Raw genomic sequence first — 21284 nt, forward strand, 5'->3', positions numbered from 1 at the left:
AAAATCTTCGTGATCAAGTTTTTTAAGCGAATCATTTTATTTTTCATAGCTACGTTCGTATCTATGAATGTAGCTGTTTTTTTTATCCTAAATAGTCAAACAGTTCAACATGCAATTGTTGAGTATATCAATGTAAACTACTTCAATAAGCAAAACCTTGAATTGAGTTTAGGCTCATTGAGTCTAAGCTTTTTTACAGGAACACTAAATTTAAACGAAGTCTATATAAAAGAGAAAATAAAGGAGAACAATGATAGTAAAGAAAACTTTATTGGCTTGAATCAATTATCGATTTCTCTTAATTTAACATCATCTTATGTTAAAAGAACTTTTGTAATTAGAAAAATACTTTTGCGAGGTCTAAATTTAAATATAAAATATGATGAAAACGGAGAACTTATATTACCAAAATATTTAATTCCAAAAGAGAAAGACCAAGAGTCTGAAGAGCCTATTAATATACCTGAATTAATAAAAAAAATGATGCCTGAAGTACAATTTGATTTAGAAATTATTAATATTGTTCTTCAGCTGGGAGAGGCTAATAGAAATAACTACCAAAAAATATCCTTATCACATGCTGAATTTAAAAAAATAAAAGATAAAAATAATATTCCAGCATTTCAAACAGAAATACTATTAGGCGATTCTGCGTTTAAATTTCCTGCAATTGATAAATTAATCACACTCAGTTATTTAAGAACTCAGATATTACTAAATGAAAAAGGTGACTTTAAGATAAATGAATTAGATTTACAGAGTAATTTGGCAAATTTAAATGCAAATATAATGGGAAACATTGGGAAAAATTTTAAAAATACCAAATATAAAGCTCGAATTGAAATGTTAGAAATTGATGGAAAAGAGGCATTTGACTTACTGCAAATGGAGTCTTCTGGAAAAGTGCTTTTAAAAGGACAAGTAGAATCAGGAAAAGTTTTGACTGAGGATCCTACTTTTAAAGGGGTCGCTCAATGGAAAAATTTAACTTTAGAGTCTTTTGATATATATTCAGGTAAAGCTAATATTGTTTATGATTCTAGAAAAATAGAATACGAAAGTGCTGAAATTAAAACGCCATTAGAAGGTAAAATTCATGCTAAAGGAGAATTTCAATTTTACAAGAATTTTTATTTTGAAAATATAGCAAATGTTGAAAATCTAAATTTTTCTGAGTTATTAAAAGGTCTTAAAGTAGAAAAAACGCCAGTCGATTTTAAACTCAGTTCAGATAATTTAAAAGTATCAGGTTATATCCTAAGTAATAATAAGAAAAAATCGTTTGAACTTTTTGCTAAAGGTGAAGCGAAAGCGCAAAAACTGTATGTAAATTCTTTTCCGGATCAAGAGGGTAGAAAACCAATTCCTGACATAAATATCAATCTTGATCTCAGCGCAAGTGCTTTAGGTTTGTCTTTAACAAAAACAGAAGGAACAGTTAAAAATTTAAAAACTTTTAATTTAGCTAAGCTTGTGGTCGATGATGGATATATAGATTTTACTCCTAAGACAGGGGTAGGTGTTAATTTTAAAATGACAGGTAAGAATATTGATATATCAATAGCGGAATATTTTTTAAAATTTCCCACTGCAGGTATAGCTGATTTTACAGGTGAATTGAAATTAGATCGAAAAACAAACGAGATAGAATTTTCTTCTCAATCAAAAGTTTACAAGGGTGAAATATTTGGTTTGCAGTTTGATGATTTTAATGGAAAATGGGGATTAAATACAAAAGGCGTTTGGATAAAAAATGCTAATATAATAGTAGGTAAAGCTGAAAATTTAAATAAATCAACTCTGCATTTGAATAATTTCGATTTTAGTTTTGGAGATATGCATTCAAATATAAATGCGAAAATAAATGGTAAGTTAAATAACGTAATATATGCTGCACAGTATTGGTTACCAAAAAGTTTATCAGATACAGATGCGGATATTAAAAATTTAGAAATCAAACAGAAAGGTCTTTTTTTTCATTTATCTTCTTGGGATTTAACACTAAAGTCCAAGTTAGAAAATATTAAATTATTAGATTCTGTTATTCATGAAAATATAATTGATTTTAATTGCAAATCTGGATTGTGCACAGATTCATTAATTTCATTTTTGGATATAAAAACAACAGAAGAAATTGAGAATAGTGATGAAGATAATACTTCTTTCGCTATATTTGAAATGTATGATTTGTCATTTGAAAATGCTGGTGTAAGAGGTAAAATATTTAAACTTCCTCTTGGCATGTTTGCAAAAATATTTGATAAAAAAATATCAGGAGTTCTGAATTCTAATATCCAATTTAAAGGGAAGTGGAATAATATTGAAGGCTTTGCAAATTTAAATGCTTATAAAATACATTTAGATAAATCTGAACTTGGTGATTTCAATCTGCAATTAAACCCATATGAGAAAAATAAGATCAAGATAGATCTCAATGCATTTAGTAATCAGTTAAGTGCATCTTATATCATGCAGCAAGGTTTAGAAGGTAACGGCTTATTAAATATAAATTTAGTGAATTTAAATGCTTTTTTTATGATAGATAATGAGACTAGAGCAAAAAATAGCTTATTTTCTCAAATAAATGCAACTATGAGATTTGAAGGTATTGCCCCTTTTGCAAAGGATAATAATAAAAAATGGTATCAATACTGGAAAGGAAGTGGAAAAATAAATTCTGCTTCTTTCCAAGTAGGAAAAGCTATATTTGAATTAGCACAGAGTCAAAATATTGATTTTGATGGAGATGAAATAAAATTAGATGCATTTAATCTTGGTGGAAAAATAGGTCGCTTTCAATTTGGGAAAACAAATTTAAATTTTACTAAAAAAACTATTTATTCATCCTTTAATCTTGATTTTAATTTAGGCAAGTTTGATTTGCTTTCAGATGCATTCGGCCCTTCTGAAGGAGACTTAAGTGGACAGTTTTCTATTGCCGGATCCTTATATGATCCTGGAATTTCAGGAAGTCTATATCTTGGTGCAAAGACATTATTTGTAAAATCATTGCAACCTGCATTCAATAATTTAAATGCTGAGTTCAAATTCAAAGGTAAAAAGCTTGAAATTCAAAACTTTTTTTCTGAAAAAGGAGAAGGAAATCTTTCTGCAAGTGGAAGTATTGATTTTTCACCAGTCTTTTCTGAAAATCCAAAATATCCTGAAGTGACTTTTAAGATAGTTTCTAAAAAAGCAGATATCAGGTTGCTTATACCTATTTTCCAAATCGCAGATTTAACTGTAGATTCGGAATTGACATTAGCAGGCACTGATATACCTTATCAATTATCTGGAGAAGTAAATTTAAAAAAATTACGATTGTTTAAAGATATCAATTGTGAATCTATATCAAGTCAATTATTTGCTTTAAATAATTCACAGAAAGTAACTACGACTCAAAATCCATTTTTAGCTTTAAATGTTAACATTCATGCTATGAGTACTTTTACAATTCAGAGTCAATGTATTCGTGGGAGATTTTCTACTTCACCTCTAATTAATATAAATGGAACTTCAAGTGAGCCTATTATTACTGGTAAAATAACAACGGACTCTGCCAGTCTAATTTTATTAAAGAGTCGATTTGAAGTAAAAAAGGCAGAATTTACTTTTATAGAGTTACAAAAATATGATCCCAATGTAGATATTTTTATGGAAGCAAGAGTTGCAAGTGAAACAATCAGTGTCAGTATCAATGGTCGTTTGAGTAAAAGCCGTTTGGATCTCTCAGCAAGTCCGTCCACATTACCCAATGGGGATAGAATCACCCAACCAGATATTATTTCAATGATTTCTACTGGGCAGGTTCCTGCGCAGAGCTCAAGTGCAAACTTGCTCACAGCTTCTACAAGTCTTTTTCCGTTTATAGGTTATGGAAATTTTTCTGAAAACTCGCTTCTCAACAATACCGTGAGTACTGTTACGGGTGGGATTATTGATAATGTAACTGTATCGCCTACGACCCAAAATGGGCAAGTGAGCTGGAGAGCAACAGCATCACGAACATTATCGCAGAGATTAAATTTAGGTGTGAGCTATGAGGCGGGAGATATTGGCACGCGTAGTTCGGCATATGCAACTTTTAGTTTAAATGATACTGTAAGCATTTTTGGTTCATATGATAATAATGCTCTGACTCAACAGGCTATTACAACAGAGTGGACAACTGGATTGAGGTTTCGTTTTGGCAGTCAATAAAAAATATAATTTATACTTTTTGATGTGTATATTTCTTACATTTAATTTTTTTACTTCTTATGCAAATGCTCAAATAAATAAAGTAACCGCAATTGGTTCAGCATTTGAACAAACAAATGTTGAAATTCGTTTTTATATTGATGGAAAAGAGCAGGAGTTTCCTCAGGAAATTTTAAATGATTTAGGTGCAGTCCCTTTTTATGAATTAGATGATGCTATAATAACTAAATTGGTAGATACTGGAATTTATCAAGAAATAACAATTAATAAAGGAAAATTAGATAAAAAAGGACATATTTTTATTGTGAATGCGAAAACTATCAAACGTATTCAAGATGTAATCTTTTCAGGGCTTTCATCATCTGAAAGTTTAGAGTTCGAAAGAATTATAGTTTCGCAAAGAGGGCGTCCATTTAAAGCATCATCTGCGAATGCTGATTCAAAAGCAATTGAAAAGAGTCTTATTCAAAAAGGATATCCAAATGCAAAAGTTTTAAAATATTCGATTAAAGAACTTTCTCCTGATTCTATTAGACTCAATTTTGAAATTGAAAAAGGTAATCCTTGTCATATAGATCAAGTGACTGTTCAAGATTCTTTATCTAATGTTTTAAACTTTTTGACAATTCCAATAGAAACAGGCTCAATTTGTAACTTAGCAGCCATAAATGAGTCGTTGGATCAATTGAAAGAAAACTATTGGGAACAAGGTTTTCTAGAAGCTATCGTTAAATTACAAGAAATTTCCTATTCTTCAAATAGGGAAAGTGCAAAAATTACATTGCAAATTGAAAAAGGAAGGAAAACAACTTTTCAAATTTTTGATGAAGACAGTCAACTCATGAATAATGATTTTTTAGTATCAAAACAGGGATTAACTTATTCTGATATTATATTATTATCGGATGCTGATTTAAATGTTATTTTAACTGATTTTTATAAAAAACAGGGCTATGCTTTTGTAAATATAAGTGATCCTGAAAGAATTATTGATAAAAATGGTAATACTACTTTGAAGTTTCTTTTGAAAAAGGGAGCATATGTTAAAATCGGTAAAGTAACTTTTATCGGAACATTGCCTGAAAGTGAATCCAAAGTTTTACAAGAAATGGGTTTAAGTTCTAGTTTTTTTTCTGGTTCAATTCCATTTTATCAGGATAATTTAAATATTTACCGTGATAATCTCAAGAAGTTCTTATTATCTAGAGGGTATTTAGAGGCGCAAGTTTCCAATCCAGACTATGTACCAAATGAATCAAATACAGAGATGAATCTTGTTTTCCGCGTTGATAAAGGAATAAAATATCTAATAAACAGTATTTCATTTCAAGGTAATCCATCTGATTTTGAATTTGATAATGATAAATTATTGAAAATTGCTCAGTATGGTACAATCTATAGTATAGATATTTTGCAGAACTTATTGAACGAAGTAAAAAGGCAACTTTTATCAGCAGGATATCTATATAATGAGGTAAAAATTGAACATGCAATTTTACCTGAGAATAAATATGAAAAATTTGTTAATATAGTTGTTAAGATAGATCCCGGTCAGATTGTAAGAATTCGAAAAATTTATATTGATTCAGACTTTTTTGGCAAAGAATTATCAATTTTATCTGCTTCGGGTTTAGAGTCAGGAGATATTTTCTCACAAGAAAGTTTTGATGTTGCAAGACAAAGTTTAATTCGCCATGAATTATTTTCAACTGTATCAATTGAACCATTAGATATTAATTCAATTGAGAGAAAAGAATTGAGGGTTGATATTATCATTCATGCACGTTCACGTTCTGGTTATACCTTAGGAATATCTCCCGGATATGGAACCCTAAGAGGCTATAACTTCGGTATCGATTTTACATTAAATCGTTTAAATAATGATGGACTTAAATTGATATCTTCTGCTTCTGTGAGTCAAGAAAGGCAACAACAAAATTTTGCATCTACAGAAACAAGACAGATATTAGGTAGACAAATCACCTTGGGATTTTCAGAACCGCTTTTTAAAATTGGTCCGTTGCGCACGCCTTTTGATGCAACGGCTTCTGTTGGTTATAAAGTCATTGCAGAAACATTAACAAATCGTGAATATTTCACAGTCAACTTAAAAGCGGATTGGAAACCTTCCTTTTTTGATTTAAATTGGAATTTAAGTCAATCTGTTACTCATGAATCTTCAAATTCAACAAGTTCAGAAAGTGCTATTGTTCAGGTATTAGATAGCCCTTCCATTATCATTCGTGAATTAACTAGCAGTGTATCTTTAGATAATACAGATAATCCAGCATGGCCTACTAAAGGAAGTCGGCATAATTTGCAGGTAAGTTTTGCGCGATTTGGACTTGGTTCAGAAGTTCAATACAATCGCTATGTGCTTTCCACGGACTTATATTTTCCACTGTATAAAAAATTGAGTGGAGCGATTACTTTAGGAGGAAAATTTATTGTTGATACTGTTAATAAAAGTGGAGATACTGTGACACCTCCTGCATCAAGGCGTGAAACATTGACTGACACAGCGCTTGTTCGTGGATTCCCAGAAACATATGGTTCAGCAGCACCAGGGCCTCTCCTTTGGGTTCATTATAATCAAAGTAATCCTGCATTAAATTGCCCAACACAATTAACTTCAATCGGAGCTACGAATTTAGTTTATTTTAAAGCCGAAGCTCGCTACCGCTTTAGCGATAATATCGGTTTTGTTGCATTTTTAGACACCGCAACGAATTATTTCACTTCAGCAGAGATAAGTAATATTAATAAATTTATTCAAAACCGAGTCAGTTCCGTGCCTTCAACAACAGACTGTGTTCCTGATCAGGCGGCGCTCATTTCGACGGGTTCAGTGGAGTTAAAAAACGCAAGTTTTATAGAGCAATATTGGAAGCAAGCTTATGTTTCAACTGGATTTGGTTTTCGTTATATAGTAAGCAATTATGCTACGATTAGCTTGGATTATGGCTATCCTTTAAAGGATCCTTCCTCAAATGAAACAGGCTGTGTATCACCTGCAGAAGCTTTGAATGCATCGACTCCACCACGTTGTGTGACAAGAATTCAAGAATCTGCTTATATTAATAATGCGATTCAATTTAAAGGAGCATTGCATCTAAAAGTTGGTGCTCAGTTTTAGAATCGATTTGGAGTTATAATGCCTGAAAATGTCCCTTATGTTTTGCAGACTCGTTTTAATAAATTGGGGATAGATTTTCCGTTTATGATAGCGCCTATGGTTGGTCTTTCACATGTTGCATTCCGTGAGCTGATTAAAAGTTATACTCCGAAAAATATAAATGCACTTCGCTTCACAGAAATGCTTTCCACGCGAAGAATTCCAAATGAAAAATTAGAAACAACCCATGAGTTGAAAACTGCACGCAATGAAGCTTTTTTTATTCCTCAACTGCTAGGTAATGAAGAAAAGTTTATCGCTCCGAGCATAGAAAAGTTGCTTATAAAAAAACCTTGGGGCTTTGATATTAATATGGGTTGCCCTGTCTCTCACACTTTGAAACACAATTGGGGTGTGCGGCTTATGGGATCAAAGGACTACGCAGCGCAAATCGTTAAGATTGTGAAAAAATATTCCTCTGTGCCCGTCAGTGTCAAATTGCGTGGTGGATTAGGAGAAGACGAAGATTTTGATTATCTATATTCATTTGTAAGTGCATTAGCGGATGGTGGAGCCGACTTTCTAACTATTCATGCTCGTACACGTGCGCAAAAGCACAGTGGAGATGCAAATTGGCAATTGGTTGCAGATATTCGCAATAAGATGTCGATTCCAATCATAGCCAATGGGAATATTCAAACCGCTCAGGATGCAGTTGAGCTCATCCAAAATTATGGAGTGGATGGAGCAATGATTGCGCGAGCAGCCACTGCGCGCCCCTGGATATTGTGGCAAATATCTGAACTCCTTGGCAATACAGAAGTACCAGAGGGATTTGAGGGGAGGAAAGCGCCTAGCACAGCTGAGGAAGAGGGTGCTGAGTATTTAGCGGCGTGCTTAAAAATGTTATCCATTATGGTAGATTACTTTCAGGATGAAGCTTATATTTTAGAAAAATTCAGATTTTTTGCTGCAACTGGTGCGCGCTGGTTTCAATTCGGTCATCATTTTTGGCGACTGACAATGAGAGCAAAAAATGTAGCAGATTTAAGAAAAAGTATTGTTGAATTCTCAGAAAATAATCAAAATACAATGTCTAAAAAGATAAAAATGATTTGATAATATTAATGAGAACAAAATATTTCCCACCGGTTGTGTCAAAATCAAAGCGTATATTGCAAAAATTATTCAACTCTTTATAAGCAAAAGTGAAATAATAATATATTGAGGTACTTATGAGAAAATTTTTCTTAAAAACATCAATATACTTATTAACTATAAATTTTGCATGCAAAGCTTTTTCTGATCCAGAATATATTCCTCCTGATCCATTTTTAATTACAGGAGATAGTTTTGATACAACAAAAGCAGAAGAAATTGCGAATAAATTATCACAATTGCAGGATAAAAATAAAGAAATTCGGGCTAAGATATTATCGCTTCAAGATATACTAGTCGCAAAATTCAAAGATAGAATTGAACTGAAAGTCAATATAATATCGGAACAGAAAAAAGAATTGCCACAATTTGGAATTATAGAGTTAAATGCAACTTTAAATAATATATCCATTATAAATTATAACAAACCAATACTATTTGAAAAAAATATGAATTTGCCGGTATTTTATGGACCTCTTCCGGTAGGAAAGTATGAAATTAATGTGCATGCAATTGTTGGGCAACAAAGTAACAATTGGCCATACGTTCTTCCTCAGGGCAAATGGACTTTAGATAAAAAGATAACTGTTAATGGTACGATTAGTAATCCGATTCAAAAAATAAATATAATTCTCAAAGCGGATTCAAACAGTGGGGTGCCAAAATTTGAAACAACTCAAGATTTATCTGAGGAAAATTTGGAATGAGAGTTGTTTATATAATAATAATTATTCTTAATATTTGTTGTAAATTGCTAATTGCTCAGGAGTTAAATTTCTTGCCATCTGAATTAAATGTTTTTTCAGATATTGAGAAAAACCGAGTAGAGCAATGGAAAAACTTAAGAAGAGTCGATACAGAAATCGACAAAATATTTAGTAATATTACAAGTCTTTCCTTTTTTTCAAATACATCAGATGTAACTGGTAAGTCAAAATTTCTGCGAATAAATGAAATTGGACTTGGGCAAAATGTTTTGCGAGATGAAATGAATTTATTAAGAGCTCAAGACCATCTTCAATTAGGCGATCCGTTAATTGCTAAAGATCTGATTTTAAAAGATATTAAGAATTTTGACACAAGAAATAAAGAAAATTTAGTGTGGTCATATAAAATACTTTTTGAAGCGAATAGATATTTAAAAAAGCATGAAGAGGCAATTAATATTTGCTTAAAAATGCTCTCTATTTATGGTGAAGATAAAGATTCTTTTTCAGATAAATGGAAATTGTCTTGTTCTTTAGAATTTTTTAAAGAAGCAAAAATTGAAAATAAAAAATATATTAAGGATAATCTTAAAAATAGCTTAAGAGCATGGAGTAACTCACCGCTTGTTAAACGAGATTCACACTATATGCCACTGAGCGCAGTCTATATTGCATTGGCGTTAAGAAAGATTTATGCCAATAAAAATATATCTATACAATATTTAGAAAGCGCAATTACTCATATAAAGAATGGTAATAAAAATTTAAGTCGTGCATACTTAGCCTTAGCTCTATTAAAATATGAGAACAATAATAAAGATGAAGCACTGTCATTGCTTCGCTTTTTATCTGGAAATTTTAAGGGATATGGAGCTCGTGTAAAATATTTTGAAAGTGATGAGGCAAGTATACAAATTGCTAGACTTTGTCTTGCAAGATATCAAGCATCTGTTGGGAATTTAAATGCGGCAGAAACTTGGTATAGAGATGTTTTACTTGAAAATAAAATTTCTGGAAATGATTTTGTGAAAAATGAAAAGAAAAAAACATATTGGGAATTCGCGCAAATCTTATATTCTCAGAAAAAATATTTGGAAAGTGCAAGGCAATATAAATTATCTTTAAAGGATACTTTTTATGATCATAATTTTATTATAAATAAACAGTTTGATGAAAATAGTAAAAAAATTAGAACTTCAAATATTATGTTAGCAAAAATTCTGTCAAAAACTTCGCAAAAGAACTTTCAAGCAGAAGGTCAGCTCCTTGAATTGTTAGGGTATACCGAAGCTGATCTCGATTTTTTAAATAATATAAAAAACTTAAGTAAAGACAATACAGAAGAACTCCTACAAAGTTTATTTGCTTTGGCAAGTCTATCTTTGGAATATGGAGTGAATAGTAAAGAAACCGAAAATGCAATGAAATTTAGGAATGCCTTGTCGACTACAAAAAGTGAGATTGATTCCATGCGAACTGATCTTGCCAATGCACTCAATGCAGCTGATTATACTTATACTGGCATTATAGAAACCAAAGCTATTTCTGCGCTTATGAAATTAGCCCCCATTCTAAATAATCTGAAACAAATACTTCTCACCTTAGATAAGATTGAAAGTGGTTTATGGGATCAAAGTAATGTAGGACTTGATTTTGCCAAAAAAAATCGTATAGAAATATTAAGAAGACTCAATGCAATGGATGATGAAATAAGTAAATATAAATTAAAAGAAAAAGTTGAAAGTAAGATTTATAAGCCAAAACTACCAGGATCATTTCAATTAGTTGGAGAAAATATTAATGAATTATCTGCTCAAATGGCGGCAGTAAATTTTTTATTCCAAGCGAATGATAAAAAAATACCGCAAGATATACCATCAGATTTATTAGAATTCTTAGATAATGAATTTGCAAATTTTGAGAGAGAAAAGCTCAGCGAGGAATTTATAAAGCTTACTATTGATAATAGAATATTTCAATTATCTAGAAATTTACAAGAAAACACAACCTTTCAATTTCAAATAAAAGAGAAAATTCTTGAAAAAAGTTTCTCTGAAATGTATGATTTACATAGAAGAAATAGATTAAAATCAAATTCTATTGGTGATATTGAGTTTTATAAATCACTAGATAGTTCATGGACAAATATAATAGCTGTATATAAAATGTTAAGTATTACTGTTGATAACATAAAAGAAAGAATAATAAGTGAAAGAAAAGAGATTTTGGAAAAAGTTGAGTTTATAAATCAGCATTTATCTGCTCAAGAATACCAATATGAAAAATTAAAGAATTTAACGTATGATGAGTTTCAAAATATTTCTAAGGATATAGTAAAATTACTAATTCCAAGAGTTATTAGTTTTAAAGAGTATATAAAAATTGAATTAGCAAATCATAATAAAGATATTTATAACTTTAAAATTGAAAGTAACAAAGAGATAGAAAAATCAGCCGAAGAGAGAGTGAGGTGGTTGAATACTTTAAGAGACACTTCAAAATGGGATCTAATTAGATGAATATTATAATTTTATTGTTTTTGATTATAATTTCAATATTTCCAAAGTATATTTATGCTGATGAAAATATTTTTATTCCTAAAATTCCAGAAAAATCAGAGACGGTGGATCCCAAAAAATATCTAAATATTGAGCAAATGGAACATGAAAAATTAATCTTTAGAAATATATTTGATCTTCATTTTAAAAATTGGAAAGAAGAATTTAATAGAGAAATTGAATATGAAGATTTCAAAAGTGCAAGCAATGAAAAAATGGTTATAGAAGAAAATAATAGGGTAAAAGAAGAAAAGTTTAACAAAGTAATTGAGTTTTTATCTCAGCGGATTGAAATAAATCATAATAAAATTATTCAAGCAGAAGCGTCATTTAAATTGGCTCTATATTCTTATTTCGCAAAAAAAATGGATGCTAATAAAGCTATAGAAGTCTTGCAAAAAGGTCTTCATAAATTCCCAATAGATCCTGAAAATATGCGTTTATTTATAAGAATGAGCTTGTTTACAGCGGATCTTTTATTAGCAAATGAAAGGTATGATGAAGCACAGAAATACTATGAAGCTATTGTCTTACAAAAAGTAAATGCAAATGTTTTTCGTGAGGAACTTGTTAGAAGTTATGTGGGATTGGGTGACACTTATTATGCTCGCTTTCAATTCAAGAAAGCAGGAAATTCGTACTTGCATGCACAAGATGTTGCTAAAGCTGGTTGGTTGCTTGATGAAGACAGGCTTGCGTTTTTGCTTGCTGAGATAAAGATTCGTCTTCTGTGGGCAACATTTAGAAGTGCTGATTATGTTCAAGCTTCTGAGTATGCATATCAGTTAGCTAGAGATAAAGTTCGCTACGAAAAATATTTTAAAGATAATATCTTAAATGATATTATTCGTGTGGGTGCAATATCATTATATGAAAGAAAAGATATAGAGTTCTATAAAAAGATTTCATCAGATCTTTTTGCTGGAGATTTTGCTAAAAAAATGGTGTTAAAATCATTTTATTATTTTTCAGCAGCAGGCTATGCAAATCAAGTTGAAAGATATGCAAATGCTGTAATAGATAAATTTTATTCTTCAAGGGAATTGGTTGGCTTCGTTAAATCTTATTTATTTGCTTTAAAAAAAATAAATAATACGAATAAATACTTTGAAATTTCATATTATGGGACAGCCTATATTTCTAAAGATTCAATTTGGAAATCTAGATTTGTTTTATCTCAAGAAGAAGAAGAAGCTCGTCGCGAATTAATATCTGAACTTTCCGAAGATTCTGCTAAATATTTTTATAATTTGGGTTTGCAAAATCACTCTAGGATTGAATTTTTAAAGAGTGCAGACATTTATAGTGCACGTTTAAACGAAAACTTTAGATCAGATTCAAAAGGAATTCTTTTGCAGTCTTATGCTCAATCCCTTTATCAAGCCCAAGAGTATGACCTAGCAATAAAAGCAAGTGAAGAAAGTTTAAAATATCCATTGGAAGACTACCTAAAAAAAGTGAGTTGGTTTCAATTAATAAATATATCTCGTGCAAAAAGTGAAAATAGTGTAGAAACCAAAAGTAAAGAGTATTTAATGTATGAGAAATTTGTGGATGGATTTGTAGCATACTTTCCATTGGATCCAGAAAGTAGATTAGCTTTATTTGAAAGCGCTAAAAGGGCTGAGTTTTTAGGTGATCTTTTGAATGCAAAGGACAGATATGAAAGAATATTATCGAGTCCACCCTTAGAAAATCAAGAGCAATCAAATAATGAAAAAAATAAGGTTTCATTAGCACTTGCTTTATTATTAAAAAAAATGGGTGTCGAGAATAAAGATATTATGGATTCGGCTGGAAATTTAGAAAATTATATTAAAGATTATACTGTGACAAAGATGGCAGAAGATGTCGTGCGTATGACGAATCAAACGATAGCATTAGAATATGCTAAGAAATTAAAAGGAGATGGAAAAATTCGTGATGCCGCAAAATTTTTGGAAATGTGGTCGAGAAATTATTCACAAAATCCAGAAATGCCCTTAGTTCTTTTGCAATCAATTTCTGAATTTGCACAACTGCAAGATTGGGAGCATATATTAAATATAACTTTAAATTTTCAAAATATAATTTTAGATCGAAGTAATTTATCCGCTTTGTTGTTTTGGCAAGCTAAAGCTCAAGATATGTTATTGCAATTTAAAACAGCAGCTTTAACATATGAAAAAGTTTTTGATACGGTCAAAAATAATAAAAAATATGATATTAATTTAATACGATCGAGCTTAACAAGGTCGTCTGAGCTATTTTCATATCTTAATAGTATTGATGAGCAAGCTAGAGTTTCGCATAAATTGTATTCGGTTATCTTAAAGTTTGAAAAAGATCAGTTAAAAATTGCTCAATATGAAATTGATTTTGCTGAATTACTATTTTTAAACTCTCAATATGCTCAGTCAAGAGATATCTTATATTCTGCAATAAAAAGAAAGAAGATGAGCAAAAAAATAAATAATAAAATATTAGTTGGTTTGTTAAAAGCTAACTTATATATCAATAAAAAATCAAGGAAGTATGAGGATGATATTTTGAAGTTTATTGAAAATAATTCAGTTTTAAAAGATAAAAATAAAGACGACATTGATTTTTATCTTTTAACTTCATTGCTAGTTGAAGTGAATAATTTTGATGAAGAAAATTTCAAAAATGAAGAGATTATGTTTAAGAATGATTTTTCTTTAAATAGATTAATGAATATTGAAAATATAAAAAATTTTATTGGGAAAAGATTTAAAATTATTAGTAAGTCTAAAGATCTTGTAAAAGAAGCAAATAATACTGAAATATTGTATGCGAAATTATTAACCAAGTTAGCGGATTTATATAGTCAGTTTTATTATAATAAAAAAGCGAATGATAATTATTTACTTAAAGCAAACCAATTTAATTTGTCTGCAAGACAGCATTTCTATAATGCCCTAATGAGTGATCAACTGAGTTCAGATCAAAAACTTTTAATTTCAATCGAGCTTTCAAAATTTGGTAAAAGAGACTTTGCAATTCCGCCTGAGATAAATATAGAAGATTTTTCTTCTGATTCAGCGCTTTATAATTCTATTTCCGAGAATTTGAATTCTTTCAATTTTTTAGTTAAGGATGAAGAGAAAAAATGATAAAATCATTTAAAGTTTATATGATTTTAATATTCATTCAAATATTCACTTTTTCCTGTGTAAGCAAAGAAGAGAATGTGGAATCCTTTCAGTTCGGTTCATCTATTCTTAATTTACCATTTCAAGAATCGATTTTAGTCTATCCAGACTCGACACAACCTGAACAAAGAATGATTTTTGCTGAAAAATTTATTACTCCAGATGTAACAAAATATTTAAATTCTAAAGAGATTGAAAATAATAATAGTAAAATTCAAATAGACGACTCTTCTCAAAATAATTTAAAAACACCAACGATCATTGAGGTCATAGCCTTTGCATTTCAAGATTTAAAGCGTGGCGATTCACAAAAATCTGTGGAAAAAATTAACAATGTTTTAAATATTTTAGAAAAAAATAGATCAAAGACTCTTTCAGAAGATTTAGCATTGAGCCCATATAGAGAAGCATATTTGGTTCTTGCTCTTTCTCTTCTACATGATGGAAATAATTCTGATGCTGTTGCAATTTTAGAAAAATTAATATTAGCATCTGCATTTTGGGCTCAGCCTTATATTGTTCTAAGTGATTATTATCTGGAACAAGGTGCATTTGAATTAGCTAAAATAGTCGCATTAAAAGGAATTGATTTTGCAGAGCCCACTCATCCAAGTCTCTATGTTTCATTAGCAAGAGCATATCGAGGGAAAAAAAATCTAATACAAGCACGTCAAGCAATTAATAGAGGTCGTATATTATTTCCAAATAATAATGAATTGATTTCTTGGATGGGTGTTATAGAGTTTGATGAGAAGAATTATTTAAAAGGCTGTCAATTGCTACAACAAGCTTTTGAATTGGATAATAGCAACTCTTCTCTCGCGCATAATTATGCAGTTTGCTTGTTGCAATCGAATCAACTAGATCAAGCAAATAAAATTATGCAAATAGCAATAGCTTCAAATCCATCAAATCCTAAATTATATTATACGAATGGAATTATTGAAGAAGCAAGAAAACATTTTTTTGCGGCACAAAAATCTTGGCAAACTTTTTTGAGTTTAGCAAAACAGGATGATGCAAATTATAAATTGATTAAGTTTAAGCTTTCACAAATGAGTTATCTAGAGAGAAGCAAGGAAGAAGAGTAAAAATTACCTAATTCGCCTTAGAATCTATCAGAAAGGTTTGACTTTTTTTCTTTTGATTTGTAGTATTTATATTACCAGCACGCTCATTTCGTGACTTATCACATGAATTTCTGAAATGGCGTTTTCGGTTGGTGTTTTAGTGATTTTGCGTTTTTCCTCGTTTCGAGGGCGCTCCTTGGAGGCTTGTCTCATGGCTAAGAAGTTATATGTAGGAAACCTTCCTTTTAGTTGCACCGATGCAGATCTTTCTCAAGCTTTTACTCAGTTTGGGAATGTTGCAAGTGCACGTGTTGTTACCGATCGTGAAACAGGTCGGAGTAAAGGATTTGGTTTCGTAGAAATGGAACTGGATGGTGATGCTCTCAGTGCAGTTCAGAGTTTAAATGGAAAACCATTTATGGGACGTCCACTCACTGTAAATGAAGCTCGTCCTCGTGAAGAAGGAAAACGTGAAGGCGGATACAATCGTAGAGGCTATGACGCACGCACCTAAAATCAGTCCAACAAGATTTTAAAAAGAGCCCTTCTATTTGGGCTCTTTTTTTTATGGATAAGAATGTATTTTTTTGTTACTTTTTTAACATTTCTTATATTTTAAATGGGTTCTAAAATTAATGTTTCATATTTACCCCAACGGTTTTTTTCTGAACTCATAGGGATATATTTTCCATCACGCCAAAGAGGCATGAGATTATCGTAGTTTTTACTAAAAATATTTCCTGATTGTCCTAAAGCCTGGATATAAATACTATCTTCTAAGTTATTAAAATCAACAATTTGTCTATAGCCTGGTCCAGCAATTTGTGATAAATTATCAAATTCATACGAGCCAACATTAATTGTAAATCCGTCACCAGGTGATGAAATACTACGATGCCAAAACCAATTTAAATATTTATTTTCAGAAAAACCTAATTCATTAAAGACTGCTTTATGAGTATAACCCCAATTCCAATTTTTTGGTTTTTCTCCAATATTTTTTACAATAGCATTTAAAGTTTTTGTGAGAGTATTGCTTAAGAATTCTTTACAATTTCTTGCATTATTAATTCGACAATATTTTCCATCACTTAGTAATTGATTTTTAATAAATAATGGCTCTGGCCATTGAGAAAATACTTTGAGTTCCTTTGGGACCATTTCTGCTAACTCTCGAAACCAATATGCAAAAAGCGTTGCTTCCTGACTATTGATATTCATATTTCCATTCCAGTCTTTTAGGATTTTAAGCACATCTTTTTCTGTATCGCTTGCAGGAATTGTTTTTAATAGAATTGTTTTAAAATCATTCCAAAGATAACTAACTGTATCATTCTGAATTTTCTGAAAATCAATTGATGTTAATTTTTCTTTACGTTGCAATAAGTCAATGATTCGAGATGCTCGATAAGGTGCTGTCTTGCAATTTGGAGTGAGTGAATAAGGATAGTTGTTAGAAACAATTTTATTATTCGCTGATACGATATAGCCTTTAGACGGATTCATCGTATGCGGCATCTCTTCAAAGGGGATAAAACTCTTCCATTCAAATTCTTTTTTACTTTCAACTGGATACAATCCAGACCACTGATCGCGAATTGGAATTTTCCCTGCTAAATAATACCCTATATTCCCTTTGTTATCTGCATAGACATAATTTTGTGCAGGAACTACAAAATAGCTTAGAGCATTTTTAAAACTTTCCCAATTTTTTGAATAATTAAGCAAAATAAATGAATGCAATGTTGTATCTTTTTCTAAAAAACCAGTCCATTTTAATGCAACCTTCTTGCCAACTCGTCTGGCTTCAGTGATATCACTGATTATTGGGCCATGTGGACTTATTTCAATTGGAAAAATAACATCTTTACTATTTTTTACTTTTATAACTTCATTAATAGTAGTTATGTCCTTGTCATCAGATTCTATATAAAGATCTTGTGCATCAATACATCCGTTGGTGACTCCCCAAGCAATGAATTGATTGTGTCCAATAATGACACCAGGTAAGCCAGGCAGAGTGGCTCCAATACTATGAAAGTTTTTCGTTTTTATATCTGCTAAATACCATAGTAATGGAGAAGCAATTGATAAATGTGGGTCATTTGCTAAAATAGGTTTATTTGTATTTGTTAACTTGCCTGAGACAACCCAATTATTTGATCCTTTGCCTGGGGGAGAAGCTTTATTAAATTCTTTATTTGGGTAAATATCTTGTTTCCTTAATTTGCCAGAATAATTTTCTTTCTCAAGATAATTTTGAGTCATTTTTTTAGTTAAATTTATTTCACTATCTTGCAATACAAGAGGAGCACTGTCAGGATATTGCGGAGAAAATATACTCATTTTCTCTCGTCCATATAAAGAAGCTATAATATGATTTAAAATTTTGTCCCGCCATGTTTCGTTTAAATCCCAAGCCATCATTTTCTGAAAAGATATACTATCTACATTTGTCCAAACGCTTGGCTTATATCCTATAAGCTTAAATTGAAGCGGCATATTTCCAGTCTGAATAAAGAAGTTAACTCCTTTAGTATAACTCTCAACGATATGCTGACTTTCTTTTGGGAGAGAAAGATAAGCTGATTGGGCAGCACGATAAAAACCTAAAGTTCGCAAAGTTTTATCTTGCATAATTGTGACTTCACCAAACATTTCACTGAGCGATCCTCGAGCCAAGTGTCTTTGTATTTCCATCTGCCACATGCGATCCTGAGCATGTGTATATCCAAGGGCAAAAAAAGCATCGCTATCATTTTCCGCTTCAATATGCGGAACGCCATATTGGTCTCGATGCACGATGACTTTGTCTAATAAACCATTTATTTTTAAATTTCCTTTAAGAGTATTTTGGGTACCTCTATAGATAAAATAAATGAATATGGACAGGGCAGATATTAACAGTAAAATTGATATGCCTATATATTTAATTGCTTTTTTCATTGTTATCAACTTTTTCAATATGTTTTCTTACGCTCAAAGGTCTCATATCAACCCAAACATTTTTAATATATTCAAGACACTCATTCTGAGTCCCAGTAAATCCTGCGTCAACCCATCCTTTTGGGTTATCTCTTGAAAAATCCCAAAGAGAATACTGCTCCTCATGATTCATAACGACTTTATAATTATCGAATAAATTTTTAATGTTTTTATCTTGCATTTTATTTCCTTTTTAATTTTGATTAAATAAACAAAATTAGCTATTTTAAATATTATTTAATCAGTTGATTAAGTTGTTTCGGAATTATATTATTATTATTTTAAAAATTCAACTTAAATTTTAAATTTGAAGCAAAAAAATCCTTTTTATTTAATTCTAACTCGGTTAGATTTCATTTCCACATAAGATAAAGGTGATTAAAGTGAAATTAATAAAAATGGATGGACTGATACAGCTTATATATTTAGCATTTCCCCTCATGTTAAATAATTTATCTACAAACCTCATGTTATTTTTTGATCGACTCATCCTAGCGAATGATTCTACCCATGCCATGAATGCTGCAATCACAATTGGAATTTCATGCAATATTTTTCATTTTGCAATGACATCTATTGCGGCTAGTGCAGAGGTCTTCGTAGGAAGAGCAAATGGTTCTCATAATTTAAAAAAAATAGGAGAACCCGTCTGGCAGATGATATGGTTTTCATGTATGACATTTATTATTTTTATTCCTCTTGCAATATACGGGCAAAATATTTTTATTCCTGAACAATATAAAGAAAATGGAACCATGTTTTATAAGTTGTATATGTTTTGTGGTCCAATTTTCCCTTTTGTTATGGCACTCTCTGCATTTTTTATAGGTCGTGGCAAGACAAAAATAATTATATGCACAAATTTGATTGGAAATATATTTAACTTAATTTTAGCATATATTTTTATTTTAAAATTTAAAATGGGTCCTACGGGTGCAGCTCTTTCGACAATTATGGCGCAAATATTGCAAGGAGTCATTTTATTTAGTCTATTTCTTAAACGAGAAAATAGAAATACTTTCGGCTCTTCAAAAATCAGCTTTAATATTAAACTTTTTTTGGAAAATTTAAATATAGGGCTTCCAATGGCGATCGCTTATATAGTGGAATTAGGTGGATGGGCTATGATTATACGTATTCTATCTGCATCAGGTCAAAAATATTTAACAGCATTTGCTATCGGTCAGAGTCTTTTTATACTTTTTACTTTTATATCAGAAGGATTGCAAAAAGCTATTATTGTCTTAGCATCTAATTATATTGGTGAAAATAACTGGTTTAAATTTAAAAAATTATTTCTTGAGAGCATAAAAGTGCAAATATTTATTGCTTTAATTCTCTTAATACCTTTTATATTTTGTGCTGATTTGATAATAAAATCTTTTATCCATAGCTCAGAAATAAATACCAATAATATTAATTATACAGCACAAAATGCTCTGAATTGGTTTTGGCTTTTCTTTGTCTGCGATGGAATCAAATGGATCATTGCGAGCTTATTGATATCACTTAAAAAAACTACTTATGTTATGTTGACTAATTTATTGACAATTTGGTTTATAGCAGTTCTCCCAATTTACTTTTATGTTGAATATTATGGTGGAACTGAGAGTTTTATATGGCTTTTTATAGTCTTATACAGTATTGTCAACGCCTTTATTCTCTATCTCTTTTATAAAAGCGAAATGAGGCAAAATCGCTTGAATTCTTTTGCTTATAGCCTTGATTCGAAAATCTAAATCAGAAATTAAAATTTCGTCAATTATCTTAGAAAGCTTATCAATATAATTAAAATTATTATTTAATAAAATGTTCTGATAATGTACCTCTAATCCATGCACGATAATCTCAGATAATTCAGGAATAAAAAGATGATAATTGAGTTTACGGCATGGCAGATGAGTAAAAATGCTTTTCTTTTCATGTGTCAAAATAATAGGTCTATAAGTTATATCAAAATTGTTTGTTTTTTGTATGCAAAAGTAACTTACCTCAATATCATTCATACTATTTATTTGAATGGAGTGAGTTCCGCATTTAACATTCCCATTTCCATTTGGTTTTGCTCCAGGAAGACGATGATAGGTCATTATCTCCTTATTAATAATAGCGATTTCAAGGCCGTTATATTTTAGAAAATTTTGATGTCTAAATTGAGTTAATATGTACCGTTCTTCTTTATGCGGAAAAGAGTTTATCCAATAATACAATTTAGGTTCTATTTTGTAGAGTTTTTCAAAAATATAAAAATAATTTTTATGATCAATGCTTTTAATTTTAAAATTAATGAGTGCCATTTCTTTTCCTAAGTTAAAAAATGAAAATATTGAAAAATCTTT

General features: G+C 30.5%; 12 protein-coding genes. 9 read left to right on the plus strand and 3 right to left on the minus strand.

Features of this window, described 5'->3' with window-relative positions:
- Positions 1-9: 9 nt before the first annotated feature.
- The 8 genes from H7355_RS09005 (at position 10) to H7355_RS09040 (ending at position 16474) form a co-directional block, all read left to right on the plus strand.
- The gene (locus tag H7355_RS09005; protein WP_186646685.1) at positions 10-4200 is read left to right on the plus strand and encodes a translocation/assembly module TamB domain-containing protein; all 4191 of its coding nucleotides are present in this window, start codon (positions 10-12) and stop codon (positions 4198-4200) included.
- Positions 4187-7336: a BamA/OMP85 family outer membrane protein gene (locus tag H7355_RS09010; protein ID WP_186646687.1), complete on the plus strand. Its 3150-nt coding sequence runs from the start codon at positions 4187-4189 to the stop codon at positions 7334-7336. The genes H7355_RS09005 and H7355_RS09010 overlap by 14 nt, the downstream gene beginning before the upstream one ends.
- Before the next feature lie 18 nt (positions 7337-7354).
- The gene (locus tag H7355_RS09015; protein ID WP_186646689.1) at positions 7355-8434 is read left to right on the plus strand and encodes a tRNA dihydrouridine synthase; all 1080 of its coding nucleotides are present in this window, start codon (positions 7355-7357) and stop codon (positions 8432-8434) included.
- A 116-nt stretch (positions 8435-8550) separates the two neighbouring features.
- Positions 8551-9180, plus strand: a complete 630-nt coding sequence (locus H7355_RS09020) for a hypothetical protein (protein WP_186646690.1) — start codon at positions 8551-8553, stop codon at positions 9178-9180.
- 71 nt (positions 9181-9251) lie between these two features.
- Entirely contained in the window at positions 9252-11699 is a 2448-nt protein-coding gene (locus H7355_RS09025; RefSeq protein WP_186646691.1) for a hypothetical protein, read from the plus strand.
- Positions 11696-14851, plus strand: coding sequence for a tetratricopeptide repeat protein (locus H7355_RS09030; protein ID WP_186646692.1), 3156 nt, complete (start codon positions 11696-11698; stop codon positions 14849-14851). Before H7355_RS09025 ends, H7355_RS09030 begins: the two co-directional genes overlap by 4 nt.
- Positions 14848-15981 carry a tetratricopeptide repeat protein gene (locus H7355_RS09035; protein WP_186646693.1) on the plus strand — a complete coding sequence of 378 codons (1134 nt, stop codon included), beginning with the start codon at positions 14848-14850 and terminating at the stop codon, positions 15979-15981. The genes H7355_RS09030 and H7355_RS09035 overlap by 4 nt, the downstream gene beginning before the upstream one ends.
- A gap of 190 nt (positions 15982-16171) precedes the next feature.
- Positions 16172-16474, plus strand: a complete 303-nt coding sequence (locus H7355_RS09040; RefSeq protein WP_186646694.1) for an RNA recognition motif domain-containing protein — start codon at positions 16172-16174, stop codon at positions 16472-16474.
- Positions 16475-16575: 101 nt separating this feature from the next.
- Here H7355_RS09040 and H7355_RS09045 read toward each other — a convergent pair whose 3' ends face one another.
- Entirely contained in the window at positions 16576-18906 is a 2331-nt protein-coding gene (locus H7355_RS09045) for a penicillin acylase family protein (RefSeq protein ID WP_186646695.1), read from the minus strand.
- Positions 18890-19126 carry an MbtH family protein gene (locus tag H7355_RS09050; RefSeq protein WP_186646697.1) on the minus strand — a complete coding sequence of 79 codons (237 nt, stop codon included), beginning with the start codon at positions 19124-19126 and terminating at the stop codon, positions 18890-18892. Before H7355_RS09050 ends, H7355_RS09045 begins: the two co-directional genes overlap by 17 nt.
- A 202-nt stretch (positions 19127-19328) precedes the next feature.
- Between H7355_RS09050 and H7355_RS09055 the strand changes: the two genes are divergently transcribed.
- Positions 19329-20684 (plus strand): MATE family efflux transporter, encoded by a 1356-nt coding sequence (locus tag H7355_RS09055; protein ID WP_186646699.1) that lies wholly within the window; start codon positions 19329-19331, stop codon positions 20682-20684.
- Here the strand turns inward: H7355_RS09055 and H7355_RS09060 are convergent.
- Complete coding sequence (locus H7355_RS09060) at positions 20580-21242, minus strand: hypothetical protein (RefSeq protein WP_186646701.1); 663 nt, start codon at positions 21240-21242, stop codon at positions 20580-20582. The genes H7355_RS09055 and H7355_RS09060 overlap by 105 nt on opposite strands.
- Positions 21243-21284 lie beyond the last annotated feature (42 nt).

This window comes from Fluviispira vulneris, assembly GCF_014281055.1.
GTDB classification, from domain to species: domain Bacteria; phylum Bdellovibrionota_B; class Oligoflexia; order Silvanigrellales; family Silvanigrellaceae; genus Silvanigrella; species Silvanigrella vulneris.